25 protein-coding genes are annotated in these 12117 nt (G+C 45.1%); all 25 read left to right on the top strand.

Annotated elements, in window-relative coordinates:
• The first annotated feature begins 533 nt into the window (after nt 1-533).
• Complete coding sequence (rpsJ, locus tag WR49_RS14445; RefSeq protein WP_004736761.1) at nt 534-845, top strand: 30S ribosomal protein S10; 312 nt, start codon at nt 534-536, stop codon at nt 843-845.
• Between the two features lie 14 nt (nt 846-859).
• Nucleotides 860-1489: a 50S ribosomal protein L3 gene (gene rplC / locus WR49_RS14440; RefSeq protein ID WP_017054816.1), complete on the top strand. Its 630-nt coding sequence runs from the start codon at nt 860-862 to the stop codon at nt 1487-1489.
• Nucleotides 1490-1505: 16 nt separating this feature from the next.
• On the top strand, nt 1506-2108 hold the full coding sequence (gene rplD, locus WR49_RS14435) for a 50S ribosomal protein L4 (protein ID WP_017054815.1): 603 nt from the start codon (nt 1506-1508) through the stop codon (nt 2106-2108).
• Nucleotides 2105-2407 (top strand): 50S ribosomal protein L23, encoded by a 303-nt coding sequence (gene rplW, locus WR49_RS14430; protein WP_004736765.1) that lies wholly within the window; start codon nt 2105-2107, stop codon nt 2405-2407. Before rplD ends, rplW begins: the two co-directional genes overlap by 4 nt.
• A gap of 14 nt (nt 2408-2421) precedes the next feature.
• Complete coding sequence (rplB, locus tag WR49_RS14425) at nt 2422-3246, top strand: 50S ribosomal protein L2 (protein ID WP_017054814.1); 825 nt, start codon at nt 2422-2424, stop codon at nt 3244-3246.
• A 19-nt stretch (nt 3247-3265) separates the two neighbouring features.
• A complete protein-coding gene (gene rpsS / locus WR49_RS14420) occupies nt 3266-3544 on the top strand; it encodes a 30S ribosomal protein S19 (protein WP_004736729.1) in 279 nt (92 codons plus the stop codon).
• A gap of 10 nt (nt 3545-3554) precedes the next feature.
• Nucleotides 3555-3887, top strand: coding sequence for a 50S ribosomal protein L22 (gene rplV / locus WR49_RS14415; RefSeq protein WP_004736732.1), 333 nt, complete (start codon nt 3555-3557; stop codon nt 3885-3887).
• A gap of 18 nt (nt 3888-3905) precedes the next feature.
• Nucleotides 3906-4604: a 30S ribosomal protein S3 gene (rpsC, locus tag WR49_RS14410; protein ID WP_017054813.1), complete on the top strand. Its 699-nt coding sequence runs from the start codon at nt 3906-3908 to the stop codon at nt 4602-4604.
• Nucleotides 4605-4615: 11 nt separating this feature from the next.
• A complete protein-coding gene (rplP, locus tag WR49_RS14405; protein WP_004736736.1) occupies nt 4616-5026 on the top strand; it encodes a 50S ribosomal protein L16 in 411 nt (136 codons plus the stop codon).
• On the top strand, nt 5026-5217 hold the full coding sequence (gene rpmC, locus WR49_RS14400; RefSeq protein WP_004736737.1) for a 50S ribosomal protein L29: 192 nt from the start codon (nt 5026-5028) through the stop codon (nt 5215-5217). Before rplP ends, rpmC begins: the two co-directional genes overlap by 1 nt.
• On the top strand, nt 5217-5471 hold the full coding sequence (gene rpsQ, locus WR49_RS14395) for a 30S ribosomal protein S17 (RefSeq protein ID WP_008224753.1): 255 nt from the start codon (nt 5217-5219) through the stop codon (nt 5469-5471). The genes rpmC and rpsQ overlap by 1 nt, the downstream gene beginning before the upstream one ends.
• 162 nt (nt 5472-5633) lie before the next feature.
• Nucleotides 5634-6005, top strand: coding sequence for a 50S ribosomal protein L14 (gene rplN / locus WR49_RS14390; RefSeq protein ID WP_004736740.1), 372 nt, complete (start codon nt 5634-5636; stop codon nt 6003-6005).
• 11 nt (nt 6006-6016) lie between these two features.
• Nucleotides 6017-6334: a 50S ribosomal protein L24 gene (rplX, locus tag WR49_RS14385; RefSeq protein WP_004738792.1), complete on the top strand. Its 318-nt coding sequence runs from the start codon at nt 6017-6019 to the stop codon at nt 6332-6334.
• Nucleotides 6335-6358: 24 nt separating this feature from the next.
• On the top strand, nt 6359-6898 hold the full coding sequence (gene rplE, locus WR49_RS14380; protein WP_004736744.1) for a 50S ribosomal protein L5: 540 nt from the start codon (nt 6359-6361) through the stop codon (nt 6896-6898).
• Between the two features lie 16 nt (nt 6899-6914).
• Entirely contained in the window at nt 6915-7220 is a 306-nt protein-coding gene (gene rpsN, locus WR49_RS14375; RefSeq protein ID WP_046224474.1) for a 30S ribosomal protein S14, read from the top strand.
• Nucleotides 7221-7249: 29 nt separating this feature from the next.
• Nucleotides 7250-7642, top strand: a complete 393-nt coding sequence (gene rpsH, locus WR49_RS14370) for a 30S ribosomal protein S8 (protein ID WP_004738788.1) — start codon at nt 7250-7252, stop codon at nt 7640-7642.
• Between the two features lie 10 nt (nt 7643-7652).
• Nucleotides 7653-8186, top strand: coding sequence for a 50S ribosomal protein L6 (gene rplF / locus WR49_RS14365; RefSeq protein ID WP_017054812.1), 534 nt, complete (start codon nt 7653-7655; stop codon nt 8184-8186).
• A 9-nt stretch (nt 8187-8195) separates the two neighbouring features.
• The gene (rplR, locus tag WR49_RS14360) at nt 8196-8549 is read left to right on the top strand and encodes a 50S ribosomal protein L18 (RefSeq protein WP_017054811.1); all 354 of its coding nucleotides are present in this window, start codon (nt 8196-8198) and stop codon (nt 8547-8549) included.
• 14 nt (nt 8550-8563) lie between these two features.
• Entirely contained in the window at nt 8564-9064 is a 501-nt protein-coding gene (rpsE, locus tag WR49_RS14355) for a 30S ribosomal protein S5 (RefSeq protein WP_004738783.1), read from the top strand.
• A gap of 7 nt (nt 9065-9071) precedes the next feature.
• On the top strand, nt 9072-9248 hold the full coding sequence (rpmD, locus tag WR49_RS14350; protein WP_004736756.1) for a 50S ribosomal protein L30: 177 nt from the start codon (nt 9072-9074) through the stop codon (nt 9246-9248).
• 5 nt (nt 9249-9253) lie between these two features.
• Complete coding sequence (gene rplO, locus WR49_RS14345) at nt 9254-9688, top strand: 50S ribosomal protein L15 (RefSeq protein ID WP_004736758.1); 435 nt, start codon at nt 9254-9256, stop codon at nt 9686-9688.
• Between the two features lie 20 nt (nt 9689-9708).
• On the top strand, nt 9709-11043 hold the full coding sequence (gene secY, locus WR49_RS14340) for a preprotein translocase subunit SecY (protein WP_017054810.1): 1335 nt from the start codon (nt 9709-9711) through the stop codon (nt 11041-11043).
• A 41-nt stretch (nt 11044-11084) separates the two neighbouring features.
• A complete protein-coding gene (rpmJ, locus tag WR49_RS14335) occupies nt 11085-11198 on the top strand; it encodes a 50S ribosomal protein L36 (RefSeq protein ID WP_000868186.1) in 114 nt (37 codons plus the stop codon).
• 149 nt (nt 11199-11347) lie between these two features.
• Nucleotides 11348-11704, top strand: a complete 357-nt coding sequence (gene rpsM / locus WR49_RS14330; protein WP_004738779.1) for a 30S ribosomal protein S13 — start codon at nt 11348-11350, stop codon at nt 11702-11704.
• Nucleotides 11705-11723: 19 nt separating this feature from the next.
• On the top strand, nt 11724-12113 hold the full coding sequence (gene rpsK / locus WR49_RS14325; RefSeq protein ID WP_004738778.1) for a 30S ribosomal protein S11: 390 nt from the start codon (nt 11724-11726) through the stop codon (nt 12111-12113).
• Nucleotides 12114-12117: the final 4 nt, after the last annotated feature.

The following is a 12117-nucleotide window of genomic DNA, read 5'->3' as shown; positions in this document are numbered from 1 at the left end:
TCCGCGAAGGTGGCCGTACTGTTGGTGCTGGTGTTGTAGCTAAAATCTTCGCTTAATCGCGAATTGATTTTGCACACTCTTCATTAGAAGAACTGCATTAAAAAGGGAAGCTTCGGCTTCCCTTTTATTTTTCTAACCTCTTACGTTTCTACAATTCCCCAAGAGTTCCCCCGTTCTTTGTTATTCGACTTTCGTCATTCAGCTACCATCGATTACCTTCATCAAATATATTCCGATTATTTTTCCAACGACACTTGCATACCAAAATGTGATCTGTATAATGCAACGCACTGGCTAACGTCGGTTGTGAACCAATGAGCACTGAGGAGTAGGTCTTACCTAGTAATGTATACTCAGCTTATGTTCGCGGTTAATAAAAATAGTAAACTTTTTGTTTGCTTCAAAAGTTAACTGACAATGCGTCCTAATTTTGGATGCTACGGTTTCACATAAATCAATCGGCATTCTCTCGTCTTTTCGAGTTTGAGTGGCGATATTGTTTGTGTAATTTTTAATAATTGGAGCTCTGTCTCATGCAGAACCAACGTATTCGTATCCGCCTTAAAGCGTTTGATTACAAGCTAATCGATGCTTCAACTGCGGAAATCGTTGAAACAGCAAAACGTACTGGCGCACAGGTTCGTGGTCCTATTCCACTTCCTACTCGTAAAGAGCGTTTCACTGTTCTTACCTCTCCACACGTCAACAAAGATGCACGTGACCAGTACGAAATCCGTACTCACAAGCGTTTGATCGACATCGTTGAGCCAACAGATAAAACTGTTGATGCTCTAATGCGTCTTGATCTTGCAGCTGGCGTTGATGTTCAAATCAGCCTAGGTTAAGGGAGATAAGAATAATGATTGGTCTAGTCGGACGTAAAGTGGGTATGACCCGCGTATTTACCGAAGAAGGCGTTTCTATCCCAGTAACAGTTGTTGAGGTTGAAGCGAACCGTATTTCTCAAGTTAAAACTCTTGAGACAGACGGCTACGCAGCAATCCAAGTAACTGCTGGTGCTAAGAAAGCTAACCGTGTAACTAAACCTGAAGCTGGTCACTTCGCGAAAGCGGGTGTAGAAGCAGGTCGCGGTCTTTGGGAATTCCGTTTAGAAAACGGCGAAGAGTTTGAAGTTGGCGCTGAGCTAAACGTAGAACTTTTCAACGAAATTAAAAAAGTAGACGTTACTGGTACATCTAAAGGTAAAGGCTTCCAAGGCGCTGTTAAGCGTTGGAACTTCTCTACTCAAGATATGACTCACGGTAACTCTTTGTCTCACCGCGCACCGGGTTCAATTGGCCAATGTCAAACTCCAGGTCGCGTGTTTAAAGGCAAGAAAATGGCAGGTCACATGGGTGCTGAGCGTGTAACGACTCAAAACCTAGAGATCGTACGTGTTGACGCTGAGCGCAATCTACTCCTTATTAAAGGTGCAGTACCGGGCTCAACAGGCGGAAACGTGATCGTAAAACCTGCTGTTAAAGCATAACGTCTAGGAGTAAGTAATGGAATTGATGGTTAAAGGTGCTGATGCACTAACTGTTTCCGAGACTACTTTCGGACGTGACTTCAACGAAGCTCTTGTACACCAAGTAGTTGTTGCATATGCAGCAGGTGCTCGTCAAGGTACTCGTGCTCAAAAGACTCGTTCTGAAGTATCTGGCGGTGGCGCTAAGCCATGGCGTCAAAAAGGTACTGGCCGCGCACGTGCTGGTACAATTCGTAGCCCAATCTGGCGTACAGGTGGTGTTACTTTTGCTGCGAAACAACAAGATCACAGCCAAAAAGTAAACAAAAAAATGTACCGTGGTGCTATGAAGAGCATTCTTTCTGAGTTAGTTCGTCAAGAGCGTTTAATCGTTGTTGATAACTTCTCTGTAGAAGCACCAAAAACAAAAGAACTTGTAGCTAAGCTTAAAGAGCTTGAGCTAAGCGACGTTCTGATTGTGACTGGCGAAGTAGATGAAAATCTATTCTTAGCTGCTCGTAACCTATACAAAGTTGATGCACGTGATGTTGCTGGTGTAGACCCAGTATCACTTATCGCTTTCGACAAGGTTCTAATGACTGCTGACGCAGTTAAGCAAGTTGAGGAGATGCTAGCATGATCACTGAAGAGCGTATCTTAAAAGTTCTACGTGCTCCGCACATCTCTGAAAAAGCAACTATGGCAGCTGAGAAAGCGAACACTATCGTTTTCAAAGTAGCTAAAGATGCAACTAAGAAAGAGATCAAAGCAGCTGTAGAAAAGCTATTTGAAGTTGAAGTTAAGTCTGTAAATACTCTTGTATTAAAGGGTAAGACCAAACGTCAAGGTATGCGTGAAGGCCGTCGTTCAGACGTTAAGAAAGCCTACGTTACTTTGAAAGAAGGTCAAGATCTTGACTTCGTTGGCGGCGCGGAATAACAGGAGTAGTAAAAATGGCTATTGTTAAATGTAAGCCGACTTCCCCTGGTCGTCGTCACGTCGTTAAAGTTGTTAACGCTGACCTACACAAGGGTAAGCCATACGCACCACTTCTAGAGAAAAACTCTAAGAACGGTGGTCGTAACAACAACGGTCGTATCACAGTACGTCACATCGGCGGTGGTCATAAGCACCACTACCGTGTAGTTGACTTCAAACGTACTAAAGATGGCATCCCAGCGAAAGTTGAGCGTCTAGAATACGATCCAAACCGTAGTGCTAACATCGCTCTAGTTCTGTACGCAGACGGTGAGCGTCGTTACATCATTGCACCTAAAGGTGTTAACGCAGGTGACCAGATTCAATCTGGTGTAGATGCAGCAATCAAAGCAGGTAACACTCTGCCGATGCGCAACATCCCAGTAGGTTCTACTGTACACTGTGTTGAACTTAAGCCTGGTAAAGGTGCTCAGCTAGCTCGTTCGGCTGGTGCTTATGCTCAAATCATCGCTCGCGATGGTGCATACGTAACTATTCGTCTACGTTCTGGTGAAATGCGCAAAGTTCTTTCTGAAGGTCGTGCAACGATCGGTGAAGTTGGTAACTCTGAGCATATGCTACGTGAACTTGGTAAAGCTGGTGCTTCACGCTGGCGCGGCGTACGTCCAACCGTACGTGGTGTAGTAATGAACCCGGTGGATCACCCACATGGTGGTGGTGAAGGCCGCACATCTGGTGGTCGTCACCCAGTATCTCCTTGGGGCGTTCCTACTAAGGGCTTCAAGACTCGTAAGAACAAGCGCACTGACAAGTACATCGTACGTCGTCGCACTAAATAATCTATAAAGAGGAATCGCCATGCCACGTTCTCTCAAGAAAGGTCCTTTTATTGACCTACACTTGCTGAAGAAGGTAGAGAAAGCGGTGGAAAGCGGAGACAAAAAGCCTATTAAGACTTGGTCCCGTCGCTCAATGATCATCCCAACAATGATTGGTTTGACCATCGCTGTCCATAATGGTCGTCAGCACGTTCCAGTTTTCGTTACCGAAGAAATGATCGGTCACAAACTGGGCGAATTTGCACCAACTCGTACTTATCGCGGTCATGCTGCAGATAAGAAAGCTAAGAAGAAATAAGGAGTAGATGATGGAAGCTTTAGCTAAACATAACTTTGCTCGTATTTCTCCACAGAAAGCTCGCTTAGTTGCAGACCAAATTCGCGGTAAGTCGGTAGACCAAGCTCTAGAAATTCTAACTTTCAGCAACAAAAAAGCTGCTGTATTGGTTAAGAAAGTTCTTGAGTCAGCTATCGCTAACGCGGAACATAACGAAGGTGCAGATATCGACGATCTAAATGTCGCTAAAATCTTCGTAGATGAGGGCCCTATCATGAAGCGCATTATGCCTCGTGCTAAAGGTCGTGCGGATCGTATCTTGAAGCGTTCAAGCCACATCACTATTGTTGTAGCAGATCGCTAAAGACTAGGAGAGTAAGCAATGGGTCAGAAAGTACATCCTAATGGTATTCGTCTTGGCATCGTTAAGCCTTGGAATGCTACATGGTTTGCTAATACCAACGAATTCGCTGACAACCTAGACGGCGACTTCAAGGTACGTCAGTTCCTTACAAAGGAACTACAAAAAGCATCATTATCTCGTATCGTTATCGAGCGTCCAGCTAAGAGCATCCGTGTGACTATTCACACAGCTCGTCCTGGCGTTGTTATCGGTAAGAAAGGTGAAGACGTAGAGAAGCTACGCACAGCTGTAGCTAAAATCGCAGGTGTACCAGCGCAAATTAACATCGCTGAAGTACGTAAGCCTGAGCTAGATGGTCAGCTTGTAGCTGATAGCATCGCGTCTCAACTAGAGCGTCGTGTTATGTTCCGTCGTGCAATGAAACGTGCGGTACAAAATGCTATGCGTCTAGGCGCTAAAGGCATCAAAGTACAAGTAGGTGGCCGTCTTGGCGGTGCTGAAATCGCACGTTCTGAGTGGTACCGTGAAGGCCGTGTGCCTCTACACACTCTACGTGCAGACATTGATTACGCAACTTCTTCGGCTCACACTCAATACGGTGTGATCGGCATTAAAGTTTGGATCTTCAAAGGTGAGATTCTAGGCGGTATGCCAGCTGCTAACGCAGTAGAGCCAAAAGGCGATAAGCCTAAGAAGCAGCGTAAAGGCCGTAAGTAAGGAGTCGAACGATGCTACAACCAAAACGTACTAAGTTCCGCAAGGTTATGACTGGTCGTAACCGTGGTCTAGCGAAAGGTACTGAAGTAAGCTTCGGCGAATTCGGTCTTAAAGCTGTTGGCCGTGGTCGTCTAACTGCACGTCAAATCGAAGCGGCACGTCGTGCTATGACACGTCACATTAAGCGTCAAGGTCAAATCTGGATCCGTGTATTCCCAGACAAGCCGATTACTGAAAAGCCTCTTGAAGTTCGTCAAGGTAAAGGTAAAGGTTCAGTTGCGTACTGGGTTGCTCAAATCCAACCTGGCAAAGTTATGTACGAGATGAATGGCGTACCTGAAGAGTTGGCACGTGAAGCGTTCCGCCTAGCGGCACGTAAACTGCCTGTTAAAACTACTTTTGTAACTAAGCAGGTGATGTGATGAAAGCACAAGATCTACGCGAAAAGAACGTTGAAGAGCTTAACGCTGAGCTATTGAATTTGCTACGTGAACAGTTCAACTTGCGCATGCAAGCTGCAACTGGTCAGCTACAGCAAACTCATACTCTAAAAGCTGTACGCCGTGACATCGCACGTGTGAAAACTGTTTTGACTGAAAAGGCAGGCGCATAATGAGCGAAACTAACCGCATCCAGCAAGGTCGTGTTGTAAGTGACAAGATGGACAAGTCTATCGTTGTTGCTATCGAACGTACTGTAAAACATCCAATTTACGGTAAATACGTTAAGCGCACGACTAAAGTACACGCACACGATGAAGACAACACTTGTGGCCTAGGCGACAAAGTTGAAATCGTTGAGTGTCGTCCTCTGTCTAAGACTAAGTCTTGGACATTGGTTAAAGTTCTAGAAAAAGCGAAGATTTAATCTTTGTAATTCTATAACTTATAAGCGGCTCCAAATTATTTTTTGGAGCCGCTTGTTTTTTGTCTACCCAATTTTAAAAAAGGGTGGTACAATTCGCGTCCCTTTTAAAGAGGCAGCCCGACCCGAGAGGGTCTAGTTTTAATATTTAGCGGAGCACTAACAATGATCCAGATGCAAAGTACACTTGACGCAGCAGATAACTCTGGCGCGCGCAAGGTAATGTGTATTAAGGTTCTGGGTGGCTCTCACCGCCGTTATGCACATATCGGTGACGTCATCAAAGTTACAGTGAAGGAAGCAATTCCTCGCGGTAAAGTAAAGAAAGGTGATGTTCTGAAGGCGGTAGTAGTGCGCACCCGTAAAGGCGTTCGTCGCCCAGACGGTTCTGTCATTCGCTTCGACAGTAATGCTTGTGTATTGTTAAATGACACTACTGAGCAACCAGTCGGCACACGTATCTTTGGTCCTGTGACTCGTGAACTTCGTAATGCGAAATTCATGAAGATTGTATCACTAGCACCTGAAGTTCTGTAAGGAGCGGCAACATGGCAGCTAAAATCCGTCGTAATGACGAAGTAATCATTCTTGCTGGTAAAGATAAAGGCAAGAAAGGTAAAGTAACTAAGGTTCTGACAACTGGTAAAGTTATCGTTGAAGGCATCAACCTTGTTAAAAAACACCAAAAGCCGGTTCCGGCTCTAGGTCAACAAGGTGGCATCGTTGAACAAGAAGCAGCTATTGATGCTTCTAACGTTGCAGTTTTTAACGCGGCTACTGGTAAAGCAGACCGTATCGGTTTCCGTATCGAAGATGGCAAGAAAGTTCGTTTCTTCAAATCTAACGGCGAAACTGTTTCTAACTAATTAGAAGTAATTTGGAGTTCTACTATGGCGAAACTGCATGATTACTACAAGTCGTCTGTAGTCGCTGAGCTTACCAAAGAGTTCAGCTACACAAGCGTCATGCAAGTCCCTAGGATTGAGAAAATCACCCTAAATATGGGCGTTGGTGAAGCAATCAACGATAAGAAACTACTAGAAAACGCAGCATCTGATATGGCAACGATCTCTGGTCAAAAGCCACTTATCACTAAAGCGCGTAAATCTGTAGCTGGTTTCAAAATTCGTGAAGGCTACCCAATTGGTTGTAAAGTAACCTTGCGTGGTGAGCGCATGTGGGAGTTTTTAGAGCGTTTAATCTCTATCGCACTTCCACGTGTACGTGATTTCCGTGGTGTTAGCGCTAAGTCTTTTGACGGTCGCGGTAACTACAGCATGGGCGTTCGCGAGCAAATCATCTTTCCGGAAATCGACTACGATAAAGTCGATCGCGTCCGCGGTCTTGATATCACTATCACGACTTCTGCGGGTTCCGATGAGGAAGGCCGAGCTCTGCTGGCTGCCTTTAACTTCCCATTCCGTAAGTAAGGGTAGGGTTACTGTTATGGCTAAACAATCAATGAAAGCACGTGAAGCTAAACGTGCAAAACTAGTAGCTAAGTTCGCTGAAAAGCGTTCTGCGCTAAAAGTTATCATTAGCGATGTAAACGCATCTGAAGAAGAACGTTGGAATGCGGTTCTTAAACTGCAATCTCTTCCACGTGATTCAAGTGCATCACGTCAGCGCAACCGTTGCAACCAAACTGGTCGTCCACACGGTTACCTACGTAAATTCGGTCTAAGCCGCATTAAGGTTCGTGAAGCTTGCATGAAAGGCGAGATTCCGGGTCTTCGTAAGGCTAGCTGGTAATTGCCACTTAATCATTTGGAGTAAATCTTATGAGCATGCAAGATCCGATTTCGGATATGCTGACCCGCGTTCGTAACGGTCAGGCAGCAAATAAAGTTGCTGTAAAAATGCCTTCTTCAAAGCTTAAAGTTGCAATTGCTGCATTACTTAAAGCTGAAGGTTACATCGTAGACTTCGCTGTTGAAGGCGAAGCAAAACCTGAGCTAGAAGTTACTCTTAAGTACTTCCAAGCTAAACCTGTAATCGAGCAAATCAAGCGTGTATCACGTCCTGGTCTAAGAGTTTATAAAAATAAAGACTCTTTACCTACAGTGATGGGTGGTCTTGGTATTGCAGTTGTTTCTACTTCCAAGGGTCTGATGTCTGACCGTGCTGCTCGTAAAGCAGGTCTTGGCGGTGAAATCATCTGTTACGTAGCTTAAGGAGTAGATTATGTCTCGTGTTGCTAAAGCACCTGTCGCTATTCCAGCTGGCGTAGAGGTGAAACTAAACGGCCAAGAAGTTACTGTAAAAGGTAGCAAAGGTGAGCTTACTCGCGTTCTTAACAACGCCGTAGTTATTGCACAGGAAGAAAACAACCTAACTTTCGGTCCGAAAGAAGGTGTTGCTAACGCATGGGCACAAGCTGGTACAGCTCGCGCTCTAGTTAACAACATGGTTGTGGGTGTTACTGAGGGCTTCACTAAGAAGCTTACTCTTAAGGGTGTTGGTTACCGTGCTGCTATGAAAGGCAACTCTGTAGCTCTAACTCTTGGTTTTTCTCACCCAGTAGAGCACGCTCTACCTGAAGGTATTAAAGCTGAGTGCCCTAGCCAAACTGAGATCATTGTAACTGGTTGTGATAAACAGCTAGTTGGTCAAGTTGCGGCTGACATTCGTTCTTATCGTGAGCCTGAGCCTTATAAAGGTAAAGGTGTACGTTACGCAGATGAAAATGTGCGTACTAAAGAAGCTAAGAAGAAGTAAGGTATCACTATGGATAAGAAAGCATCTCGCATCCGTCGTGCTACACGTGCACGTCGTAAGATTGCAGAACTTGGTGCAACTCGCCTGGTAGTACACCGTACTCCTCGCCATGTTTACGCACAAGTTATCTCGGCAAACGGCTCTGAGGTTATCGCAGCTGCTTCTACTGTAGAAAAAGCGATCCGTGAGCAAGTTAAGAACACTGGTAACATTGATGCAGCTAAAACAGTTGGTAAAACTGTTGCTGAGCGCGCTCTTGAAAAAGGCGTAGCTTCAGTTGCATTCGATCGTTCTGGTTTCCAATACCACGGTCGAGTAGCGGCGCTAGCAGAATCTGCTCGCGAAGCTGGTCTGAAATTCTAAGGTAGGGTTGGAAGATGGCTAAAGAACAACAACAAGCTAATGATTTGCAAGAAAAATTGATTGCTGTTAACCGTGTATCTAAGACGGTTAAAGGTGGTCGAATCATGAGCTTCACTGCACTAACAGTAGTTGGTGACGGTAATGGTCGTGTAGGTTTCGGTTACGGCAAAGCTCGTGAAGTACCTGCTGCGATTCAAAAAGCAATGGAAAAGGCGCGTCGTAACATGGTTACTGTTGCGCTTAACGAAGGCACTCTTCACCACCCGGTGAAAGGTCGTCATTCGGGCTCTAAAGTTTACATGCAGCCAGCTGCTGAAGGTACAGGTGTTATTGCCGGTGGTGCAATGCGTGCTGTGCTTGAAGTTGCGGGCGTACATAACGTACTTTCTAAAGCATACGGTTCTACGAACCCTATCAATATCGTTCGTGCAACGATTGGTGCTTTAGTTGACGTTAAGTCACCAGAAATGGTTGCTGCTAAACGTGGTCTAACTGTTGAATCTATTTCGGAGTAAGCACACGATGGCAACTATTAAAGTAACTCAAACTAAAAGCTCAATTGGTCGCCTACCTAAGCACAAAGCGTGTCTTAAAGGTCTAGGTCTTCGTCGCATCAACCATACAGTAGAACTTGAAGATACACCGTGCGTACGCGGTATGATCAACAAGGTTTACTACATGGTTAAGATTGAGGAGTAATCAGAATGCGTTTGAATACTCTATCACCGGCTGCTGGCTCTAAACCTTCTAAGAAGCGTGTAGGTCGTGGTATCGGTTCTGGCCTTGGTAAAACAGGTGGCCGCGGTCACAAAGGTCAAAAGTCACGTTCTGGCGGCTCTGTTCGTCCAGGTTTTGAAGGCGGTCAAATGCCTCTAAAACAACGTCTACCTAAATTCGGTTTCACTTCTCGTAAGAGTCTAGTGTCTGCTGAAGTTCGTCTAGCTGAGCTAGCGAAAGTAACAGGTGACGTAGTTGATCTTAACAGCCTTAAAGCTGCTAACGTTATCACTAAGAACATCGAATTTGTTAAGATCGTTCTTTCTGGTGACCTAAGCAAAGCTGTGACTGTTAAAGGTCTACGCGTGACTAAAGGCGCTAAAGCTGCAATCGAAGCTGCAGGCGGTAAAATCGAGGAATAATCTCGAGGAACGAGGTACAGATGGCTAAGAAACCAGGAAAAGATTTTCGTAGTGCTCAGAGCGGCTTAAGTGAACTAAAGTCGCGCTTATTATTCGTAATTGGTGCACTTTTAGTATTCCGAGCCGGCTCTTTTGTGCCGATCCCTGGTATTGACGCAGCTGTACTTGCCGATTTGTTCGATCAGCAAAAAGGTACCATCGTTGAAATGTTTAACATGTTCTCCGGTGGTGCTCTTGAGCGTGCATCTATATTAGCATTGGGTATCATGCCGTACATTTCGGCATCGATCGTAGTCCAATTGCTAACTGTAGTTCATCCAGCGTTAGCGGAACTCAAGAAAGAGGGTGAAGCAGGCCGTCGTAAGATAAGCCAATATACACGCTACGGCACGCTTGTACTTGCAACATTCCAAGCTATTGGTATCGCAACAGGCTTACCAAACATGGTCGATAATCTGGTTGTTATCAACCAAACCATGTTTACGCTTATTGCAACCGTGAGTTTAGTAACTGGCACCATGTTTTTAATGTGGTTAGGTGAACAAATCACTGAGCGAGGAATCGGTAATGGTATTTCCATTCTGATTTTTGCAGGTATTGTTGCAGGGTTGCCTTCTGCAATCGGTCAAACAATCGAGCAAGCGCGTCAAGGTGAATTGCATGTGCTTCTTCTGCTGTTGATTGCTGTATTGTCTTTTGCTGTTATTTACTTCGTAGTTTTCATGGAACGTGGTCAACGTCGTATTGTCGTTAACTATGCGAAACGTCAACAAGGTCGTAAAGTTTTTGCAGCACAAAGCTCTCATCTGCCTCTTAAAATTAATATGGCAGGTGTTATTCCAGCGATTTTTGCATCGAGTATTATTTTGTTCCCAGGAACATTAGCACAGTGGTTTGGTCAAAATGGCGAAAGCAGCGCGTTCGGTTGGTTAACTGACGTGTCATTAGCTCTTAGCCCTGGTCAACCTTTGTATGTAATGCTTTATGCAGCAGCTATAATCTTCTTCTGTTTCTTCTATACAGCGTTGGTGTTTAACCCTCGCGAAACAGCTGATAACTTGAAGAAGTCTGGTGCATTCGTACCCGGTATCCGCCCAGGTGAGCAGACAGCGAAATATATCGATAAAGTAATGACTAGACTGACCCTTGCGGGCGCTCTATACATTACTTTTATATGTCTGATTCCTGAGTTCATGATGGTCGCGTGGAACGTTCGTTTCTACTTTGGCGGCACATCACTATTAATCGTAGTGGTAGTTATCATGGATTTCATGGCACAGGTACAGACTCATCTGATGTCTCAACAGTATGATTCTGTGTTAAAGAAAGCGAATCTGAAAGGTTACGGCCGTTAATTCGGTTATAACAATTTCGATTCCATTTACGGAGTTTAGCAATGAAAGTTCGTGCTTCCGTTAAAAAAATCTGCCGTAACTGTAAAGTTATCAAGCGTAACGGTGTCGTTCGCGTGATTTGCAGTGAGCCAAAGCATAAGCAACGCCAAGGCTAATAAGCAGAAATTTTTACTTGAAATACAAGGTAGAGTCGAGTATATTCCTCGGCCTACCTTTTGCGTGCAAAAGAAGTAGTATGCCGCAGCGTATCCATAACGGGCTTTGCTGCGGATAATTCTTTTATGAACCCCCTTAGGAGTGAATAATGGCCCGTATAGCCGGCATTAACATTCCTGATCATAAGCATTCTGTAATTGCACTTACTGCAATCTACGGTATCGGTAAAACTCGCTCTCAAGCTATTCTAGCTGAAGTGGGTATTGCTGAAGATGCTAAGATCAGTGAACTAACTGAAGAGCAGATCGATCAACTGCGTGATGGTGTAGCTAAGTACACTGTAGAAGGTGATCTACGTCGTGAAGTATCGATGAACATCAAGCGTCTTATGGACCTTGGCTGTTACCGCGGTCTTCGTCATCGTCGCAGTCTACCACTACGTGGACAGCGTACTAAAACCAACGCTCGCACCCGTAAGGGTCCGCGCAAGCCGATCAAGAAATAGTCGGATAAGGTAGAGTACAATGGCAAAACAACCAACTCGCGCGCGTAAGCGCGTACGCAAGCAAGTAGCTGATGGCGTAGCGCACATTCATGCTTCTTTCAACAACACAATCGTAACTATCACTGACCGTCAAGGCAATGCTCTTGCATGGGCTACAGCAGGTGGTTCAGGCTTCCGTGGTTCTCGTAAATCTACTCCGTTCGCAGCACAAGTTGCAGCTGAGCGTTGTGGTGAAATGGCTAAAGAATATGGCCTAAAGAACTTGGAAGTTATGGTTAAGGGTCCAGGTCCAGGTCGCGAATCTACTGTTCGTGCACTGAACGCTGCTGGTTTCCGTATCACTAACATTGTTGATGCGACACCAATCCCTCATAACGGTTGTCGTCCACCTAAGAAACGCCGCGTTTAAGTTT

It is taken from the genome of Vibrio sp. ECSMB14106 (assembly GCF_000972265.1).
GTDB lineage: Bacteria > Pseudomonadota > Gammaproteobacteria > Enterobacterales > Vibrionaceae > Vibrio > Vibrio kanaloae.
Note: the sequence above shows the minus strand (reverse complement) of the source record. Positions and strands in the feature narration are given on the sequence as shown.

Coding starts and splice junctions, on each gene's coding strand:
- rplF (WP_017054812.1), top strand. CDS start 7,653: ATGTCTCGTGTTGCTAAAGCACCTGTCGCTATTCCAGCTGGCGTAGAG.
- rplV (WP_004736732.1), top strand. CDS start 3,555: ATGGAAGCTTTAGCTAAACATAACTTTGCTCGTATTTCTCCACAGAAA.
- rplX (WP_004738792.1), top strand. CDS start 6,017: ATGGCAGCTAAAATCCGTCGTAATGACGAAGTAATCATTCTTGCTGGT.
- rpmJ (WP_000868186.1), top strand. CDS start 11,085: ATGAAAGTTCGTGCTTCCGTTAAAAAAATCTGCCGTAACTGTAAAGTT.
- rpsJ (WP_004736761.1), top strand. CDS start 534: ATGCAGAACCAACGTATTCGTATCCGCCTTAAAGCGTTTGATTACAAG.
- rpmD (WP_004736756.1), top strand. CDS start 9,072: ATGGCAACTATTAAAGTAACTCAAACTAAAAGCTCAATTGGTCGCCTA.
- rpsM (WP_004738779.1), top strand. CDS start 11,348: ATGGCCCGTATAGCCGGCATTAACATTCCTGATCATAAGCATTCTGTA.
- rpsQ (WP_008224753.1), top strand. CDS start 5,217: ATGAGCGAAACTAACCGCATCCAGCAAGGTCGTGTTGTAAGTGACAAG.
- rpsC (WP_017054813.1), top strand. CDS start 3,906: ATGGGTCAGAAAGTACATCCTAATGGTATTCGTCTTGGCATCGTTAAG.
- rpsS (WP_004736729.1), top strand. CDS start 3,266: ATGCCACGTTCTCTCAAGAAAGGTCCTTTTATTGACCTACACTTGCTG.
- rplR (WP_017054811.1), top strand. CDS start 8,196: ATGGATAAGAAAGCATCTCGCATCCGTCGTGCTACACGTGCACGTCGT.
- rplO (WP_004736758.1), top strand. CDS start 9,254: ATGCGTTTGAATACTCTATCACCGGCTGCTGGCTCTAAACCTTCTAAG.
- rplB (WP_017054814.1), top strand. CDS start 2,422: ATGGCTATTGTTAAATGTAAGCCGACTTCCCCTGGTCGTCGTCACGTC.
- rplD (WP_017054815.1), top strand. CDS start 1,506: ATGGAATTGATGGTTAAAGGTGCTGATGCACTAACTGTTTCCGAGACT.
- rplW (WP_004736765.1), top strand. CDS start 2,105: ATGATCACTGAAGAGCGTATCTTAAAAGTTCTACGTGCTCCGCACATC.
- rpmC (WP_004736737.1), top strand. CDS start 5,026: ATGAAAGCACAAGATCTACGCGAAAAGAACGTTGAAGAGCTTAACGCT.
- rpsE (WP_004738783.1), top strand. CDS start 8,564: ATGGCTAAAGAACAACAACAAGCTAATGATTTGCAAGAAAAATTGATT.
- secY (WP_017054810.1), top strand. CDS start 9,709: ATGGCTAAGAAACCAGGAAAAGATTTTCGTAGTGCTCAGAGCGGCTTA.
- rpsN (WP_046224474.1), top strand. CDS start 6,915: ATGGCTAAACAATCAATGAAAGCACGTGAAGCTAAACGTGCAAAACTA.
- rplC (WP_017054816.1), top strand. CDS start 860: ATGATTGGTCTAGTCGGACGTAAAGTGGGTATGACCCGCGTATTTACC.
- rplE (WP_004736744.1), top strand. CDS start 6,359: ATGGCGAAACTGCATGATTACTACAAGTCGTCTGTAGTCGCTGAGCTT.
- rpsH (WP_004738788.1), top strand. CDS start 7,250: ATGAGCATGCAAGATCCGATTTCGGATATGCTGACCCGCGTTCGTAAC.
- rplN (WP_004736740.1), top strand. CDS start 5,634: ATGATCCAGATGCAAAGTACACTTGACGCAGCAGATAACTCTGGCGCG.
- rplP (WP_004736736.1), top strand. CDS start 4,616: ATGCTACAACCAAAACGTACTAAGTTCCGCAAGGTTATGACTGGTCGT.
- rpsK (WP_004738778.1), top strand. CDS start 11,724: ATGGCAAAACAACCAACTCGCGCGCGTAAGCGCGTACGCAAGCAAGTA.